This window comes from Bdellovibrionales bacterium, assembly GCA_041662785.1.
Taxonomy (GTDB): domain Bacteria; phylum Pseudomonadota; class Alphaproteobacteria; order UBA9219; family UBA9219; genus UBA8914.
Map to the genome: position 1 here is coordinate 1 of JBAZRW010000014.1, position 17,928 is coordinate 17,928.

The following is a 17,928-nucleotide window of genomic DNA, read 5'->3' on the forward strand; positions in this document are numbered from 1 at the left end:
GGTGATGCGACCCTTGGTCAAATCATAAGGCGTCATCTCAACATTCACCTTATCGCCCGCAAGGACGCGGATGCGGTTTTTGCGCATCTTGCCAGACGTGTGCGCCAGTACCTCATGCCCATTGTCCAGCTTAACGCGGAACATAGCATTAGGAAGGATTTCGGATACGATCCCTTCGAACTCAAGAAGATCTTCTTTAGCCATAAAATACTCTTTTCATTTTTCCTATTGGAAGCGCGGCGAAAATGGCTCTTTTCTAAGCTTTCGTCAAGTCGCATGACGCGGACAGTGCGTTGTAGGCCACGATTCGCCGAAATCACGCAGTTTTAGACCCCAATCAGCGAGTTTCAGACGCATGCGTCCCTCCCCCGCGAAAAGAAACTGCAAATAAGGCGCTTCATAGCTTATCGTTAACAGATCGAGCATCGCGGCGGGATCATTGGGATTGATGCCCGTAAATTGCACCGCTTCGACACCATCGATATCAAGGGCGCAGTTGATACGCTCAAAGCTGCACGCTTCCTCTTCATTGGCGGGGAGCGGAATGATCGGAGCCCCGTCCTGCACGCCATCCCACTTGAAACGCTGCACGACCATCACAAAATTTTTCTCGACAGGATGATAAACCATATCGCACGTTGGCGCGATCGCGTCTTGAAGCACCGCCGCCATCACCTGAATATCCTCGGCGTCCCGCGCCATAAGTTTAAGGGGCTCGTCGGTCATCCTGCGCCCTCCCTTTAACTCGGCTTCTTCACACGCCGAATATCCGCGCCACAAGCACTAAGTTTCTCTTCAAGACGTTCATAGCCGCGATCAAGATGATAAAGGCGGCTAAGCGTCGTCTCGCCCTCGGCAGCCAAGCCCGCCAGCACCAACGACACCGAGGCGCGAAGATCAGTCGCCATCACGGGCGCTCCCTTCAACTTCTTCACGCCGCGTATCATGGCTGAGGAGCCATGCACCGTGATGTTAGCGCCCATACGCGCCAGTTCCGGCACATGCATAAAGCGGTTCTCAAAAATCGTTTCCGTGATCATCGCCGCGCCGTCAGCCACGGCCATCAGGGCCATCATCTGCGCCTGCAAATCCGTCGGAAAGCCCGGAAAAGGCTCGGTCATCACGTCGACGCCATGCAACAGACCATTCTGACGGCGCACGCGGATGCCGCCCTCTGTTGGCTCGGCCAAAACCCCTGCCTTGGCCAACACGGCAAAGACGGACTTAAGACCATCCATCCTTGCGCCGATTAATTCAAGATCGCCGTTTGTGATCGCGGCGGCCATCGCAAACGTCCCCGCCTCAATGCGGTCGGCAATGACGGTATGGCTTGCGCCATGCAGGCGATCCTTGCCCTGAATGCGAAGGCAGTCCGTTCCGATGCCCTCAATCTCGGCTCCCATTTTCACAAGGCACTGCGCCAAATCGCCGACCTCTGGCTCTCGCGCGGCATTGTTCAAGATCGTCTCGCCCTTCGCGAGCGTCGCGGCCATCAGGATATTTTCCGTGCCCGTCACCGTTACCATCGGGAAGATAATTTCTGCGCCCACAAGACCCTGCGGCGCGGTAGCATGGATATAGCCATCCTCAATCGTGATAACCGCGCCCATTTTCTCTAGCGCTGCTATATGCAAATCAACGGGACGCGTGCCAATCGCGCAGCCTCCCGGCAAAGACACCTTCGCCTCTCGGCAACGCGCCAGCAAAGGCCCCAGCACAAGAATGCTCGCGCGCATTTGGCGCACAAGGTCATAGGGCGCGGTGGTGCTGACAATCATCTTGGCGTGAAGCTCTACCGTGTGGCCAAAGCCGCCCTCGCCCGCCTGTAGCCCGATGCTTGCGCCATGCTGGCCCAAAAGGTTGCCCATCGTCGCAATGTCGGCCAGCTGCGGCACATTGCCAAGCGTGAGAGCCTCATCCGTCAACAAGCAAGCTGTCAGCAAAGGCAGCGTGGCGTTCTTTGCACCGCTGATATGAATTTTTCCGTTCAGCGGCTTGCCACCGCGAATAAGCATTTGGTCCATCTCTCTCCACCAATCCTGTCATGCCCGCGAAGGCGGGCATCCCGTTTTCTTGTTTCTTCCTTCTTAAACCAAACGGGATCCCCGCTTTCGCGGGGATGACGCATATGGTTTGAATTAAGCAACTTTCATAAACCTTGGGCACTTAGTGCCATCCGGCAAATCTACATTCTCAAAGAACATAGTCTTAGGACGAACCCATACTTCATTGTCGCCGTACAAGGCCCGATACACCACCAGCTCATCAAGGGTCTCACTATGCTTGGCAACAAAAAGCACCTCGTACTCTTGCCCTTTGTGGTGCTTGTATCGGCCTAGCATTTCTTTCTCCAAATCTCACCTTTTCGTCAGACTGCGGCGAAAATTGCGGTTTTCTAAGAACCGGAGCGCAGCGTACGTAAAAGTACGTGAGCACCGGAAGCGCAAGAAAACCCAATTTGCAGCCCAGTATGGCGAAAATGGGTTACATTCTCGGCAGCGTCACGCCCTTCTGCCCCATATACTTCCCACCCTTGTCAGCATAGGAAACCTCGCAGTCGCTATCACCCTTAATGAACAGGAACTGGCACAGCCCCTCGTTCGCATAGACGCGGGCGGGCAGCGGTGTGGTGTTCGAAATCTCTAGTGTCACATGACCTTCCCACTCTGGCTCTAGCGGCGTGACATTGACGATCAAACCGCACCGCGCATAGGTGGACTTGCCAAGGCAGATCACCAAAACGTCGCGCGGGATTTTGAAATACTCTACCGTCCGCGCCAGCGCAAAGGAATGAGGCGGCACAACGCACACATCCGTTTGACGCGATACAAAGCTGTTTTCCGAAAAGTTTTTAGGATCAACAATCGCATTATCTATGTTCGTGAAAATCTTGAACTCATCGGCCACGCGGGCATCATAGCCATACGACGACAAACCATAGGAAATCACGCCATCGCGTTTTTGCTTTTCCTCAAACGGCGAGATCATCTGCTTTTCAAGAGCCTGCTTGCGGATCCAGTGGTCGGGCATAACGGACATGGTTCTACTCTTCCTCTTTGGGGGCGGCGGTCTCTTGAAGCTGTGAGGCCCGCGCCTGTTGCTGTTGTTTACGCTTGCGCAAATTCTCGCGCATAATAGCCGCGGCGCGTTCCTCGCGCTGCTGGGCTAAGGGTGATGGTTTGGATAACGTCATAAGGTCGATTCCACGCTTTCAGGACAAACAGATGACCTGAAACTGGCCCAAAATTCAAGACCTCGTTATATTAACTATAGATATCTGTTGCTATCCTTTTTGCGGCATTGTTAGGATACAAGACCACTAATAGGGAGAATTTAAGATGTATCACTCATTTCTGCAGCCAGTTCATTACTTTGATCCAGCCCATCCTTCGTCACAGGCGGACATGGCTTTTCGTGCTCTTTATAGAAAAATTTATGAAACAAAAAAACCTCAGAGGCTGCCCCAGCTTATTTTAGAAACCGTCAACACCCATAAAGACTGGTTAGAGCCAATTTTTTTGGTGACCTTGGTTGATAGCGTTGCCGTAACGCGCGCCCATAAAAAAACGTTCCCAATTGTAGCCAATTCGCTTTTGCGCCTTTTAAATCCAAGAAAGCCCCATATCAAAACATGGTTTCAAGAAGCCGTTCCAGACATGGATCGTTGTTTTCACAGTTTTTATTTTCTTACGGATCATGCAGGTTTTGATCGAGAGTGTTATAATCGCGCCCTTTGCGTAAAAAATAGGATTAAAGTGAGGCTACGTTGGCTGTCACGTGGCCCCAAAGCCCCCGCCCCATAACGGCTTGTTAAGGCTTTTGTTGTACCGCTTAAAGGGACAAAATCCTTTGAAAGCGAAGCCATGCGATTATTGCTGTGGGCGCTATTTACCGCCCTTTCCCCCTTTCTTATTGCCCTGCCCGCCTTGGCGAGCGAGGGGACGATATTGTCCCCGCCCGATAGCGGCATGATCGGTTGGGCGGTTCTTGGCCTTTTCGTTCTGGCCTATGGCTTTGTCCTGCTGGAAGAGAAAATCCACCTACGCAAGTCCAAGCCCGTGACCATCGCGGCGGGGCTTATCTGGATTTTGGTCATGGTCGCCTTTGGCAGCGAGGGACGCAGCGAGGAAGGGGTGACGTTGCTTCGCCGCACCCTCACCGAGTTTGCCGATCTGATGCTATTCCTTCTATCCGCCATGACCTATGTCAACACTATGGAGGAGCGCGGCCTGTTTAACGCCCTACGCGCCAAACTGGTGAGCCAAGGTTTATCCTATCGCGCTTTGTTCTGGGCGTGCGGCGGGCTTGCCTTTTTCCTCTCGCCCATCGCCGATAATCTAACAACCGCGCTGGTGCTGGGCGCAGTCGCAACCGCCGTAGGCGGCACAAATAAAAAGTTCATTACAGCCAGCTTTATCAACATCGTCGTCGCCGCGAACGCAGGCGGCGCGTTCAGCCCCTTTGGCGACATAACCACCCTGATGGTCTGGCAAAAAGGCGTCGTCAGCTTCATGGACTTCTTCGCCCTTTTCATCCCCGCGCTTGTCAGCTGGATCATCCCCGCCTTCGCACTTTCGCTTGCTATTCCGATGGCCGCCCCCTCCCCTACCGAAGAAAAAGCGCGTATCAAAAAAGGCGGTCTTGTCATCGCAGCCCTCTTCCTTCTGACCATCGGAATGACCGTTATTCTGCACCAAACGCTTCATATCCCCCCCTTCCTTGGCATGATGACGGGGCTGGGCTTCCTTAAAATCTATGGCTTTTTTATCCGCCGTTTTGAGCTGAGGGGCAGACCCGATCTATCGCCCGCCGACCAGCAAAAACCTTTCGACATCTTCGTCAACCTTAGCCGCATCGAGTGGGACACGATGATGTTCTTCTATGGTGTTATGCTGTGCGTCGGCGGCCTTGGCGCGATGGGCTACTTAGGCGGTCTTTCGCAGGCCCTTTACGGCAGCATGAGCGAGACGGCAGCCCACACGGCCATCGGTGCGATTTCGGCCCTTATCGACAATATCCCCGTGATGTTCGCCGTCCTTAACATGGGACAAGAACATTCCACAGGCCAATGGCTTCTGGTTACGTTGACAACGGGCATCGGCGGCTCGCTTCTCTCCATTGGCTCAGCGGCGGGCGTAGCACTGATGGGACAAGCGCGAGGCCTCTATACCTTTGGCAGCCATTTGAAATGGAGTTGGGCGATCGCAATCGGTTACTTTGCCGGTATCACCGCGCACCTGCTGATCAATCAGGGAATGTTTTAAAGTACGCGTCTGACTTCCTGCACTTCAGGGATGAAGTGGCGGAGCATTTGCTCGATGCCAACTTTCAGCGTTGCGGTTGCGCTAGGGCAGCCCGCGCAAGCGCCTTTCAGGCGCAGATAGACAACGCCATCCTCGTACCTCTCAAACGCAACGTCGCCGCCGTCCTGCGCAATCGCAGGGCGAATGCGCAAATCAAGAAGCTCGTTAATCTGGCGGACAATGTCACTGTCCTCGGCACTCGCCTGCGTTGGAATCTTAGATGACGCGTCATCAAGCATTACGGGTCGCTCCGCCGTGAAGTGATCCATGATCGCGGCAAGGAGCGCGGGACGCAGGACAGGCCACTCGGCTCCGTCCGCCTTGCGCGTGATGCTGATGAAATCCGTTCCCAGAAAAACGGAAGCCACCCCACCCGTCGCAAACAACGCCTGCGCAAGCGGCGACAGAGCCGCCTTTTCCTCGCAATCGATATCAATGGGATTATGAACCACAAGCCGACTGGGCAAGAATTTCATCGTATCGGGGTTGGGCGTGTCTTCGGTTTGGATAAACATGAAAAGAAAGTCCTTCCCTCAATTAATCGTGGTGGCGCACAGCATCAGCAGCGTGCGCATCGTGAAGCGCGTTCATAAGATAGGAATGGAAGCGATAGGGATCGGCGACGTGATCGATAGGCGAAATGCCGCCGCCCGTCCCCTTGACCATCAACGTGCCAAAGCCCAAAAGACGCCCCCAAATGGACTGCTCAATCGTCGCGCCCTCAACCTTGGTCATCATAAGCTCATAACTCGTCGTTGAGATAAAGCCATGCTTGGCGATCACGCGCTGATCCGTGATCACAAGCTCGGTCGATATCTGCCGGATAAACGAGGCCAAAAGCTCAAAAGCGCCAAGGGCAATAAGAACGGCGGCAATATAGGAAATCGGTTTGGCAACCAACTCCGCCACGGAGTCTCCTAGAATTTGCTTAACGGGCATAGGCGCAAACCGGCCAAACAAGAGCCCCAAAAAGGTAATTGTAATACCCATCCTGTAAATAACCCAGTGCAGTTGCGTCTCATAAAGGATGGACTCGTTCGGTTGCATCGCGCGTTTAACATAGGATCCCATAACGCTTGCTCCTCTTTCAGTTTTCTAAAGCCGCCAGATACTTTTCAACGTCAAGCGCCGCCATGCACCCCATGCCCGCTGCCGTCACGGCCTGCCGATAACGCTTATCCTTCACATCGCCCGCCGCGAAAACGCCCGCCACAGACGTTGCCGTCGAATCCGGCGCGGTCAGAAGATAGCCCTCTTCATCCATCGGCAATTTGCCTTTAAAAATCGCCGTCGCGGGCGCATGGCCAATGGCGATAAAAACACCATCAAGCTCAATCTCTGTTACTGCACCCGTTTTGATGTTGCGAGCAACAAGCCCCGTCACGCCGCGTGAGGGTTGCTCTACGCCTTTTATATCTTCAACAACACTATCCCACAGAACGGTGATCTTAGGATTCTTGGTGATGCGATCATGCAAGATTTTTTCGCCGCGAAAAGCGTCACGACGATGGATCATGGTGACGTGACTGGCGAGGCTAGCCAGATAAAGGGCTTCCTCCATCGCCGTATTGCCGCCGCCAACGACGGCAACCTTCTTGCCGCGATAGAAAAAGCCATCGCAGGTCGCGCAGCCCGACACGCCATAGCCTTGGAAATGCTTTTCGGCCTCAAGGCCAAGCCAACGTGCCTGAGCGCCCGTGGCGATCACGACGGTATCCGCGGTATAAATCGTTCCTGAATCGCCTGTGCAGCGGATCGGCCTTTGATCAAAATCAACGTCCACAATCACGTCCTGCACCAAGGTCGCGCCAACGCGCTTGGCTTGCGCGGCCATGGCTTCCATTAATTGCGGGCCATCAATCGGCTCGGCAAAGCCTGGGTAGTTTTCAACGTCCGTTGTGATGGTGAGCTGCCCGCCCGGCTGCATGCCTTGAACAAGGACGGGCGCAAGGTTGGCCCGCGCCGTATAGATCGCCGCCGTGTAGCCTGCTGGGCCCGCGCCGATGATCAAAACCTTTGTATATTGTGTGGCCATAGAAACCCTTTACCTGCAGAAAAAGAGGGGGAGCCATAAACGCTCCCCTTCCATCATAAATGCCACAATGAGCCTCATGAGGCCACTGAAAAACAAGATTCCACTATTCTTTCGGTTTTAGGCTCTCTAATTGATCCACTTGGCCAAAATTTGGGTGATTTGCTCTTGCCGCAAGGGCTTATTGAGGTAATCATCCATGCCCAAGCGAAGGCATTTTTCACGATCCCCAACCATGGCATCAGCCGTCAGCGCCACAATGGTCGTGTGCTGCCCCGACACATCTTCGTTTTTACGAATAGCCTCGGTGGCCTCAAACCCATCCATTTCCGGCATCTGGCAATCCATAAAAATAATGTCGAATTTTTCTTTCGTGGTCGCCTCAACCCCCTCGCGTCCGTTGACCGCAGCCGTCACGACGCAGCCATGCTTTTCCAGAATCTTGGCAATCAACATCAAGTTGATTTTCATATCCTCAACAACCAGAGCCTTCACGCCCGCAAACATATCGGGTCTAATCCCATGATGGGCGCGCCCCGTTTGAGCCATGCTGGTAATAAGCGCCCGCGTCACAACAGGCATCCGCTCTCCCTCACCCGCCGCCTCAAGTAGAAGCTGCATCATGCCTTTAAGGTGATCGGGATAAAAGGGCTTAAGAAGATAGCCATTGAATCCATATTGAGCAGCAAACTCGGTGTTCACAACCTGCCCATAGGCCGAAATAAGGATAAAGTGAGGCTTCCTTCCCGTAAACTCAGGGCTTTGAGCCCAGCTTGTTAGCTCGCGGGCTTCACTGCTGCGAATCCTATAATCGGACAAAACGAAATGATAGGGATCACCAACGCGCAAGGCCGTTTCTATCGCCTCTTTCGCGTCAACAAGGCTAGAGACAGTATCAACGCGCATGCCCCATTTCTGCGTATACTTTTCAAGAAGGCTGATAACCATGGGGCTTTCATCGGTCAGCAAGACCCGTTTGTCCATCAAATCAGCCTCTGAAACCACGGGAGCCTGCACGGGCGCTTTGGGACAGAGCCCCAACAGGACATCAAAGCTAAAGCGGGAGCCTTTGCCTAGTTGGCTTGTGACCGTCACCGAACCATCCATCAAACTGACCAACCCTTTTGAGATGGCTAGCCCCAACCCACTGCCACCAAACTTGCGCGTTGTGGCTTCTTCGGCCTGCGAGAATTTATCAAAGATATAACTTAGCTTGTCTTCTGATACGCCAATGCCCGTGTCCTCAACCGTAAACTTGGCGCGGTAGCGTTCAGGCGTTTCTTGATGAATATCCAAACGGATGAGAACATACCCAACTTCGGTAAACTTAACGGCATTCCCCACCAAGTTGAGCAGAACCTGCCTTATACGGCCCGGATCGCCACAAAAGTGATGTGTATCTTCATCGGGCAAATCTACTAATAGCTGAACACCCTTTTCCTGAGTCCTGACGGATATCATATCCGTGACATCGCTAATAATTTTGACAATATCAAAATCGATGGACTCCAGCTTGATTTTGCCTGTTTCAATCTTGGAGAAGTCAAGAATATCGTTGATAATCTCAAGCAGATTTTCGCCCGAACGACGAATGGCCTCAACCCAGCCGCGTTGATCATGGGTTAAATCCGTATCCAATAGAAGATCCGACATTCCCAGCACGCCATTCATGGGGGTGCGGATTTCGTGGCTCATATTTGCTAGAAAATCGCTTTTGGCCGCTGTGGCTCGCTCGGCCAGTTCCTTGGCGGCTAGCAACGCTTCTTGCGCCTGCGTTCCTTCAACCAGTTTCTGCATCGCCGTTTTTTCACGCGTCTGATCGGTGGCGATCAAAACAACTTTCGTCAACTCGCCCTCGGTCGAGTAAACAGGACGATAGCCAAGCGTGACATACAGACCTTGGCTATGCAGATACACCTTAGGCGCCAACGCCATCACCTCATCAAAGCTCAATTGGCTTTTTCTGGAAAACATAATGTTCAAAAGCTCAATAAAGACATTTCTGTTTTCGGATGGCAGGCGCAGAATATCGACGATGTTCTTTCCGCTTGGATTTGTCTCCAGCAACGTCATACAGGCCCTAGAGAAAACGCCCGAACAGGTGCCCTTTTCATCAAAGAACAAAAGCCCCTGCCCCAAGCTATCTAGCATGGCGTTGATCGCGATATTCAAATCTTCAAGCCTGTAGTTCGCCTCGTTGAGCTCGCCCGAGCTAAGCTCAAGATTACGCAACGCCATCTTCAGGCGTTCTTCATATTGCTGATAGACGGCTTCGATGCTGTCAAAAAACGGAGGGATACTGCCCAGCAAAGGCCCATAAACGTCGGCCAGAACGGGGCTTTTTTCTTCCATAAGAGCCTTAAGTTCTAAAAATCTTTTTTCGCTATCCTCATAGCCAAGAAACTTCTTGAGTTGTTTAAGAAGTTTGCGAGACCTAAACATCACTCACCTGACTTTTCGGTAATATACGTTATCGTCATCGTCTGGTTGTGCAGCTCTGTTCGGCCCGTTGCCGTGTATGAGCATATCTCGCCATACGAATAATAACCCGCCATCGGCGTCTCCGGCAGGAAGGAGTCCGACACCGCCTCAATCTCATCATCAACATCGATGCCCAGAATGATACGCCGCCCTACGCAGCTGACAACGATGGCGCAGCCATTTTCCTCTGACCCCGCATGAGTACGCAGCGCCTCGGCAGCGGCCTGCGCCGCCCCTTGCACCAACGCGTCCGTGTCGGCATGCATAAGGCAGACTTGGCAGCCTTGAGGCATATCGCCCGCCAGAATTATAGCCTCTTTTTCATGATCAATGTCCAAAGCGCTGCGAATAAGGCCCGACGTCGTGCGGTCGCTGCGCAAAATGGCAAAAGGATAGGCAAGGCCGCTGGCCGGCAGCGCTTTGGCTTTATCGCCTAAATACTGTTTATACAACTGAAGCGCTGGTTTTCCATCCAACTCGTAAAGAATATTGTTGTCGGCCTTTGTCACGCGCCGCGTGGGGCCAAAGGGACGCCAACCGCCTTCAGAGCCGCAACTCACAATAATAGAATCGCCATAAAGACCGACAGCGACAACATGGTCATTCGACAGATCACCATTGCAAAGCGTAAAGGTTTCTTTGAAGTCCAGCCCATCACCGGCAAGGCCGCCCGAGATCAGGACATTGCGCCCCAATATGCTGTTCATGCCATTGATAAGTCCACTTCCGTTGATATTCCGCCCAATACCAAAAACAAGGACGGCTTTGAGGTCGGGCGTTTTAAGCTGGTTGGCGATTGACTCACCCACCATCAAAGAATCTTCTTGTTTCAAGAGGGGCGCGCTCACCGCTTTGACGGACGTGTTGTCAAAATGCATGGCCAACATAGAAAAACTGTCTTTTGAAAAACCCTCTTTCCCTATTTCTCCGGCGGTCGAACAACCCAAAACCGTTTTGTCCCTAAGTATTGTCAGAACATTTTTGACAAACTCTTGATCGCGCCACAAGGAAGGGGCGGCAAAAAGGAGGATCAAAGAAGGATCAATGGCAATAGCCTCTTCCAAGGCTTCGACAATTTTATCTTTCTGTTTTGTGAGGGAAAGGCTTTTCATGATGAAATCCAAAGGGATGGGGGGGCGTAACATGAGACGTTATACAGGAATAAAGAATCAGTGTTACTTTATCGTAAAAATCTGCCCCCTTCTGATCAATCATTTCGACCCCCTTTCTTATAAAAACAAGGGCCTAATACAATGGTGTATTTCTCTAAACCCGCCTCCTTTTTCTCCGTCGAGGGAAAATAGTCCTTTTCTTTGCCACAATTTCAGGTCAATTTGCCCCTCATGAAACATATCCGCCCCTTTCTTTTGGCCTTAAGCCTTCTTCTTTGCCTTGCTCTTCCCGCTTGGGCCGAGCAAACGCCCGCCACCTCAACCGATGCTCCCGTCGCGGCCAAGCTAAGCGCCAAGGAACAGGCCGATGTCAACCGCATTGAGGCTTATCTGAACGACTTGAAAAGCGTTGGTGCGAATTTCCTGCAGGTCAGCGACTCGGGCAACCTACGCCACGGCGCGCTTTCCATTCAACGTCCGGGCAAAATGCGCGTCGTCTATGATGCGCCGGATAAGGACTTTATCGTCGCCGACGGCTCACGACTTAACATCTGGGATGACGAGATGGGGCAGCAAACAACCGTTGGGCTTGATGAAGGAATGGCCTCGTTTATTTTGCGCGAGAATATCAAGCTGTCGGGCGATGTGGTCGTGACGCGCTTCGTCCGCTTTCCGGCCAAGATTGAGGTGAGCCTTGTCTCGGTGAAAGAGCCTCATGAAGGCGAGCTAACGCTCATCTTTGAAGACAATCCACTGAAGCTGCGACAGTGGCGCATTCTGGATCCCCAAGGCCGCACCACAGGCGTGAACCTTGAAAACGCCCGCGAGGGGATTGAGTTTCCGGAAAACACCTTTGTTTTCGTCTCCCCCAAACTTGGCAAAAATAACTACAACAAATAGGTCGAATAGACCCTAGCCCCTAGAGCGCGCCCAAGCGTTCATCCCGCCCGTTATATTCTCGACATTGGTGTAGCCTTGCTGGATCAATAAGGCGGTGGCGTGAGCGCTACGATTGCCAGAGCGGCAGATCAGCACAACAGGCTTGTCGCGAGGAACCTCGGCAAGGTGGGAGGCCAGCGAACCAAGCGGAATAAGTTTCGCGCCATCGATATGGCCTGCCTCAAACTCATAAGATTCACGCACATCAATCAACACGGGCGGCATCGCGCTTTTAAGCCGTTGCGCCAACGTCGTAACGTCAATGGAAGGAAGATCAGAAGAACCCATCGTAATCACCTTGAAACCATAAAAAACCAGCACGAAAAGAAGAGCAAATACGGCAAGACCTACAAGTTTCATTTTCTCTTCCATCCTTGTGCAAAACGAGGGGCATCTTGCCCCCAGAAGATGGTTAAAGCAAGGCGAGACGAAACGATAAGTGCGCAGATACAAAAAAAAGCCCCCAAGGGGGGCTAAAGATCAAAAAACCGCGTAAAGGGCTGGTGGCCAACTTTTCCCCCCTAAGGGGCTATATTTTAATTCACTTGCCCCCCAAAATACATTATGGTGCGGGCACTTTAGAAGGAAAAACCTTTGGCGCGGTGACAGAATGGCTATGTAGCGGATTGCAAATCCGTCAATGCCGGTTCGATTCCGGCCCGTGCCTCCATTAGGTTTTGTTAGCGAGCACAGCGAGCATTACAAAACCTAATGTCCGGCGTAGCTGCGAAGCAGCGAAGACGGGCTGGTGTCGTTGCATTTGATGACTGCCGCGCCGAAGCCCACAGGGCGAGGTTTCTATCCTGCACCCCTACCCTTATCCCCTACAACAACACGGCGTTATTGCCGCCGTCTCTTTCCCCGCGCTCCACGCCTCCCTGCGGCGGCAATATGAAGGCTGGCGGCGACGCGGGGCTCCGCCCCCCACCCCTTCCCTCTAAAAATAAGCCCCTCCGCCTTGAAAGTAAAAAAAGCTGTTGGAAACCAAAGCCCCTTGTGAGAGCCTGTTTATGTAATCAAGCCCATGGTTTGATTCTATTTAAGGGGGAGGTTTTTTATGGCTCTTGTTGACATGGCTGATCGATTTGCGGCAACACGATGCCGTCCCCGTCCCTTGCAGGACCTGTTTAAAAAACACGCCATTGTCCTTGTCGGTGATGATTGCAGCGCTTTTTTTCTAGATAGGCGCGCAAGGGACAGAGCAGCCGATACGGACCCTAACAAAACCTTCCCTTTATGGAAACACAGGAGCCCCTATGAGGCCAAGGTCGGGTATATGGAGTTCATCTATGCCGCCTATGAACAAGGCGTGCAGGACGTGGGGATCGATATCGACTCTACCCTGCAAAAAAGGATCGATGACGCTCAACAAGCCTATCATCAGTTAGGGGAACAGCTAACCTCCGAAGACGTTTTTCATTCTCTTTTGGGTAACCCCTATGCAACGCCCATGGATGTCGTCCTTCAAATGGCCGGTTCGCTGGAGATGGAGATTCATGCGGTGAACAGCGAGACTTCGAAAACGGCCACGTTGTTTCGGGAAGCCAAGGGGATCCTATCCGTTCCCGACACCGCCACAACATTTCAGGAAAAGGTTGAGGCCTATATGAAAACCGGTTTTGGGGCCGATAAGGCAACCCTCAACCGCCTGCTGCGGCGGCAGGCCTCACCATTCGAAGTCGATCTTATGCACGAACAAATGCTTTTGCGTTTGTCGGATACCAGCCATCAAATTGAACGCTCTATTTTTAACGAAGGGGAAACCCTAAAAACGATTCAGGGCGCGATAGGCGATAGGCCTTTTTTAGGCTTTTTCCAAAACGGTCGCCTGTTCCAATCCTCTGCGGATCTGGATGGGCTTTTGCGCACCCACTATGGGGATGAGAACGTCGCGCGACTTTCCATGCTTTCGCTGGAAGATAAAGACTATCCCAAGGCTCCGCAGTATGATTATCAGTATTCGATGAAAGCCTGCACGGTTTCGATGAGACAGGAGCCTGTGCGCGAACGGCATGTGGGCACGACGCAACCAATGCAGAGAAGCGAGCCGCAGATCCCCCGCCCCAAGATTTATGCGCTTCTTCGTTAAAAAGGGCTGTTTTGATTGCTTTTTGCGCTGTTGACGCTTTGTTTTCCTTTTATTCTTGCCTATGGCGGGCTTTCCCGCTATAGAGCGCCCAATAACTCCTTGCCGGATTCCTTGATTGAGAGTCCGGCTTGATCGGTGCAGCTGACGATTTTGAGATGGTCTCAAGCCAGCGGCCGGTCGCCTAGACCCGAAGGGAGTGTGGATCTATGCCATACTACGAGTCCGTCTTTGTCGCACGTCAGGATATTCCTGCGACGCAAGTTGAGGCCTTGACAACCTTATTCACCGACATCGTCACCGCCGCAGGTGGCAGCGTCAAAAAGACCGAACAATGGGGTCTTCGCACGCTGGCGTACCGCATTCGCAAAAACAAAAAAGGCCATTATGTGCTGTTCAACCTTGATGCGCCCTCTGCGGCCGTCAATGAGATGGAACGCAACATGCGCCTGAACGAGGACATTCTTCGCTTCATGACCGTTAAGGTCGATGAACTTGAAGAAGGCCCCTCGGTCATGATGCGCCGCGACGAACGCGACAGCAACGAACGTGGTGATCGCGGAGATCGCGGAGATCGTGGAGATCGCGGCGACCGTGGCGACAGAGCCCCTCGTGCGCCTCGCGCCCCTCGCGAAGCCGTTATCGAAGAATAATTTCAGGAATTAAAGGAGATCATCATGAGCATTAACGAAACAAGCACAGGCGGAGCAGGCGGCAAGCGTCGTAGCAGCGGCTCAAGCAGCAGCGGCGGCATGAGCGGCGGTATGGGCGGAGGCCATTTCTTTGGTCGTCGCAAGACCTGCCCCTTTGGCGGCGAGGCAGCCCCCAAGATCGATTATAAAGACGTCCGTCTTTTGGGACGCTTTGTTTCCGAACGCGGCAAGATCGTGCCCTCACGCATCACCGCCGTATCCAACAAAAAACAACGCGAACTGAAGCAAGCGATCAAACTCGCGCGCTTTCTGGCCCTGTTGCCTTATGTCAATGACCGCGCCGGCGCGTAAAATCTCGCCAGTGCCCTAGGAGGAAAACATGATTGAAGTTATTTTGTTAGAACGCATCGAGCGTTTGGGAACAATGGGTCAAACGGTCAAGGTTCGCCCGGGCTTTGCCCGCAACTACCTTTTGCCGCAGAAAAAAGCCCTGCGCGCTACCAAAGCCAACCTTGAGCAATTCGAAAAGCAACGCGCCGAACTTGAAGCCAAGAACGCCGCGCAGCGCGCCGAAGCCGAAAAGCTTGCCACCACGATGGGCGACCTAAAGGTCGTTCTCATCCGTCAGGCTAGCGAAATGGGCATGCTCTATGGCTCTGTCTCCGCGCGTGACATCGCCGACGCCGCCAAGGCCGCTGGCAAGACCATCGATCGCTTGATGGTTCAGATCGACACCCCCATCAAGGCTCTCGGCCTCTTCCCCATCAAGGTGAAGTTGCATCCCGAAGTCATGATCAAAGTCACGGTCAACGTCGCTCGCTCGGTTGAGGAAGCTGTCGTCCAAGCCGAAAAAGGCATGGCACTGATCAAGGCCGCAGCCAAGGAAGCCGCCGAAGAAGCTGAACGCGCCGTGATCGAGGCCATCGGTACAACCGATGTTCTTCCTGTTCCAGAAGTTGCGGAAGGCGAAGAAGCCCCCAAGGCCAAGAAGCCCCGCGCGAAGAAAGCCAAAGCCGAAGGCGAAGAAGCGGCGGAGTAAGCCCCTTTCGTTTCCTTCTGATACGCTAAAAAAAAACGCCGCTCTCCCACAAAGGAGGCGGCGTTTTTCTATTAGACCTCTTGTATAGCTGATCCAATATAAAAGGATGAGGCACACGCGCCTAAAATGAACCGTCATACCAAAAAGCGAATGAAGTGACTCGTAGAGAAAAAACAAACGTCATGCCCGCTTTCGCGGGCATGACGGAGTTTTTTGTGGCGATACTCCCCTTTAGCGTCATCCCCGCGAAAGCGGGGATCCCGTTTTTCTTGTTGTTTTTGCGTGTCAGTTCATAGGCAGATTGGCATCATTCCGGAGAAACTTTCTCTTCGGCTTCGCAGAAGACGAAAGAAAGTTTAGTCCGGAATCCGATTTTCTTTTTAAAACCAAATCGGATTCCGGATAGTTTTTTGTCGCTAAAGCGCCGCAAAACTTCCGGAATGACAAGGCAGATTAAGCAAGATATCCATTAAACACGCTAAACGACATACAACAAGATGCCTTAAGACTATATCAACATTTAGTGTCAAAAATAATGCGTATCAGCCCACAAGAAAGAGAACACCCATGACTACTCAAGAAGAAATTCAGACCGCTATTCAGGCGCATGCTATGTGGAAAATCAACATTCTCAAAATCATTGAATCGGGATCAAGTTCTTTGACCCCAGAGCAAGTACGCGATGATCATCAGTGCGCCTTTGGCCAATGGCTTTACGGCCATGAAGCGCCCCCTGAAATTACAGACGGCGCAAGATGTCAACGCTGTTTTGACCTTCACGCTCGCTTCCATATCCTGACCAGCGAGATTATGGAAATGGCTCTTCAAGGAAAAAGGAAAGAAGCCATCGACGCAATGACAGAGCCAAGCCCCTATTGCACGCTTTCAGACGCCCTGATTGACCATCTGAAACATTGCGCTGTTACCGTCGAAAAAAAGAACACAGGCAAAGCATAAGGCTAACGCTTGCCGCGAAGACCCGCCCAGTAGTCTAAGCGTTTCGCAATCTCGCGCTCAAAGCCGCGAGGGGCGGGCTTGTAATAAGCCTCGCGCCGCATGCCGTCGGGAAAATAATTCTGACCAGAAAAGCCATCGGGCGTATCTGGATCATAGGCATACCCCTCGCCATAGCCCTGCTCTTTCATCATCGAGGTTGGCGCGTTCAGGATATGCTTGGGCGGCATCAACGAGCCATGCTGTGCCGCTGAACGAACAGAGGCGTTATACGCTGCATAGCTTGCGTTTGATTTCGGCGCGGTCGCCAAATAGATAACCGCCTGTGCCAGCGCAAGGTCGCCTTCGGGGGAACCAAGCCTTTCATACGCCTGCCACGCCGTCAGCGTGATCGTGAGCGCTTGCGGATCGGCCATGCCGACATCCTCGGACGCAAAGCGCAGCATGCGCCGCGCGATATAGCGGGGATGCTCGCCCCCCGCCAGCATTCGCGCCAGCCAATAGAGGGCCGCATCGCAGTCCGAGCCTCGCATGGATTTATGCAAAGCGCTGATCAGATTATAGTGACTATCCTGCGCCTTGTCGTACAAGGGCGGGCGTTTTTGCACGAACGCAGCCAGCGCGGCAGAATCAAGCGGCGAGGCAGGTGGGCTTCGCAAGAGATCATCAACCAACGTAAGCAGATACCGCCCATCCCCATCGGCCATCGCGATAAGCGCCTCATAGGCATCGCTAGTGAGGGACAAAGCGTGTTTTTCCGTCTGCTCGGCGCGAGTGATAAGATGGCGCATCGCCACATTATCAAGGCGCTTGAGGACAAAAACCTGACAGCGCGACAACAATGCGCCGTTCAGCTCAAACGAAGGATTCTCCGTCGTCGCGCCGACAAGCGTCACCGTCCCGTCCTCAACATACGGCAGCAAGACATCCTGCTGGGCGCGGGTGAAGCGATGAATCTCGTCCACAAAAAGGAGAGTCCCCTGCCCCGTTTCATGCCGCAAGGCAGCGGCCTCAAAAACCTTGCGCAGATCCGCCACGCCAGAGGACACAGCGGATACGGGCTCAAAAAACAAATGGACAGCCTGCGCCAAAAGCCGCGCGATGGTCGTCTTGCCACACCCCGGAGGCCCCCACAATATCAACGAGGCCAGCCGCCCTGCCGCCACCATGCGCCCCAACGGGGAGCCTTCGGCCAGCAAGTGGCCCTGCCCCACAACATCGTCCAGCGCCGCAGGGCGCAGACGATCCGGCAAAGGCCGATCCTGTTGATTGGAAAAGAGAGTGGCGTTCTTCATACCCTCTTTGTACCGCGTTTGTTCTTATCCCACA

At 53.1% G+C, this 17,928-nt stretch carries 20 protein-coding genes and 1 tRNA gene; 9 read left to right on the forward strand and 12 right to left on the reverse strand.

Annotated features, from left to right (window positions below; genetic code table 11):
* The 5 genes from infA to WC612_07885 form a co-directional block, all read right to left on the reverse strand.
* Nucleotides 1–204: translation initiation factor IF-1 (gene infA / locus WC612_07865; GenBank protein ID MFA6280683.1), on the reverse strand; the 204-nt coding region annotated here is incomplete at its 3' end.
* Between the two features lie 63 nt (nt 205–267).
* Complete coding sequence (locus tag WC612_07870) at nt 268–726, reverse strand: DUF2948 family protein (GenBank protein ID MFA6280684.1); 459 nt, start codon at nt 724–726, stop codon at nt 268–270.
* 14 nt (nt 727–740) lie between these two features.
* Entirely contained in the window at nt 741–2,024 is a 1,284-nt protein-coding gene (gene murA / locus WC612_07875) for a UDP-N-acetylglucosamine 1-carboxyvinyltransferase (GenBank protein ID MFA6280685.1), read from the reverse strand.
* A 460-nt stretch (nt 2,025–2,484) separates the two neighbouring features.
* A complete protein-coding gene (gene dcd, locus WC612_07880) occupies nt 2,485–3,039 on the reverse strand; it encodes a dCTP deaminase (GenBank protein ID MFA6280686.1) in 555 nt (184 codons plus the stop codon).
* Nucleotides 3,040–3,043: 4 nt separating this feature from the next.
* Entirely contained in the window at nt 3,044–3,193 is a 150-nt protein-coding gene (locus WC612_07885; GenBank protein ID MFA6280687.1) for a hypothetical protein, read from the reverse strand.
* Nucleotides 3,194–3,338: 145 nt separating this feature from the next.
* Here WC612_07885 and WC612_07890 point away from each other — a divergent pair, with 145 nt between their 5' ends.
* Nucleotides 3,339–3,803, forward strand: a complete 465-nt coding sequence (locus tag WC612_07890) for a hypothetical protein (GenBank protein ID MFA6280688.1) — start codon at nt 3,339–3,341, stop codon at nt 3,801–3,803.
* Between the two features lie 60 nt (nt 3,804–3,863).
* Complete coding sequence (nhaD, locus tag WC612_07895) at nt 3,864–5,264, forward strand: sodium:proton antiporter NhaD (protein ID MFA6280689.1); 1,401 nt, start codon at nt 3,864–3,866, stop codon at nt 5,262–5,264.
* Here the strand turns inward: nhaD and WC612_07900 are convergent.
* From WC612_07900 to WC612_07920, 5 genes are all read right to left on the reverse strand, one after another.
* Nucleotides 5,261–5,818, reverse strand: coding sequence for a NifU family protein (locus WC612_07900; protein MFA6280690.1), 558 nt, complete (start codon nt 5,816–5,818; stop codon nt 5,261–5,263). The two genes, nhaD and WC612_07900, sit on opposite strands and share 4 nt — an antisense overlap.
* Nucleotides 5,819–5,840: 22 nt before the next feature.
* Nucleotides 5,841–6,374 carry a PH domain-containing protein gene (locus WC612_07905; GenBank protein MFA6280691.1) on the reverse strand — a complete coding sequence of 178 codons (534 nt, stop codon included), beginning with the start codon at nt 6,372–6,374 and terminating at the stop codon, nt 5,841–5,843.
* A 16-nt stretch (nt 6,375–6,390) separates the two neighbouring features.
* Entirely contained in the window at nt 6,391–7,338 is a 948-nt protein-coding gene (gene trxB / locus WC612_07910; protein ID MFA6280692.1) for a thioredoxin-disulfide reductase, read from the reverse strand.
* Nucleotides 7,339–7,464: 126 nt separating this feature from the next.
* Entirely contained in the window at nt 7,465–9,777 is a 2,313-nt protein-coding gene (locus WC612_07915) for a response regulator (protein MFA6280693.1), read from the reverse strand.
* Nucleotides 9,777–10,928, reverse strand: a complete 1,152-nt coding sequence (locus tag WC612_07920; protein MFA6280694.1) for an FIST N-terminal domain-containing protein — start codon at nt 10,926–10,928, stop codon at nt 9,777–9,779. Before WC612_07920 ends, WC612_07915 begins: the two co-directional genes overlap by 1 nt.
* A gap of 231 nt (nt 10,929–11,159) precedes the next feature.
* Here WC612_07920 and WC612_07925 point away from each other — a divergent pair, with 231 nt between their 5' ends.
* A complete protein-coding gene (locus WC612_07925; GenBank protein ID MFA6280695.1) occupies nt 11,160–11,828 on the forward strand; it encodes an outer membrane lipoprotein carrier protein LolA in 669 nt (222 codons plus the stop codon).
* Nucleotides 11,829–11,840: 12 nt separating this feature from the next.
* On the opposite strand, the gene WC612_07930 is transcribed toward WC612_07925, so the two are convergent.
* Nucleotides 11,841–12,227: a rhodanese-like domain-containing protein gene (locus WC612_07930; protein ID MFA6280696.1), complete on the reverse strand. Its 387-nt coding sequence runs from the start codon at nt 12,225–12,227 to the stop codon at nt 11,841–11,843.
* Between the two features lie 236 nt (nt 12,228–12,463).
* On the opposite strand from WC612_07930, the gene WC612_07935 reads away from it, so the two are divergent.
* The 6 genes from WC612_07935 (at nt 12,464) to WC612_07960 (ending at nt 16,602) form a co-directional block, all read left to right on the forward strand.
* Nucleotides 12,464–12,537 (forward strand) — tRNA-Cys (locus WC612_07935).
* A gap of 606 nt (nt 12,538–13,143) precedes the next feature.
* Nucleotides 13,144–13,956 carry a hypothetical protein gene (locus tag WC612_07940; protein MFA6280697.1) on the forward strand — a complete coding sequence of 271 codons (813 nt, stop codon included), beginning with the start codon at nt 13,144–13,146 and terminating at the stop codon, nt 13,954–13,956.
* Nucleotides 13,957–14,162: 206 nt separating this feature from the next.
* The gene (gene rpsF / locus WC612_07945) at nt 14,163–14,606 is read left to right on the forward strand and encodes a 30S ribosomal protein S6 (GenBank protein MFA6280698.1); all 444 of its coding nucleotides are present in this window, start codon (nt 14,163–14,165) and stop codon (nt 14,604–14,606) included.
* Nucleotides 14,607–14,717: 111 nt separating this feature from the next.
* On the forward strand, nt 14,718–14,957 hold the full coding sequence (gene rpsR / locus WC612_07950) for a 30S ribosomal protein S18 (GenBank protein ID MFA6280699.1): 240 nt from the start codon (nt 14,718–14,720) through the stop codon (nt 14,955–14,957).
* Between the two features lie 28 nt (nt 14,958–14,985).
* Complete coding sequence (gene rplI, locus WC612_07955; protein MFA6280700.1) at nt 14,986–15,645, forward strand: 50S ribosomal protein L9; 660 nt, start codon at nt 14,986–14,988, stop codon at nt 15,643–15,645.
* Nucleotides 15,646–16,212: 567 nt separating this feature from the next.
* Nucleotides 16,213–16,602: a CZB domain-containing protein gene (locus tag WC612_07960; protein ID MFA6280701.1), complete on the forward strand. Its 390-nt coding sequence runs from the start codon at nt 16,213–16,215 to the stop codon at nt 16,600–16,602.
* A 2-nt stretch (nt 16,603–16,604) separates the two neighbouring features.
* Here WC612_07960 and WC612_07965 read toward each other — a convergent pair whose 3' ends face one another.
* Nucleotides 16,605–17,894, reverse strand: coding sequence for a replication-associated recombination protein A (locus WC612_07965; GenBank protein MFA6280702.1), 1,290 nt, complete (start codon nt 17,892–17,894; stop codon nt 16,605–16,607).
* Between the last annotated feature and the right edge of the window lie 34 nt (nt 17,895–17,928).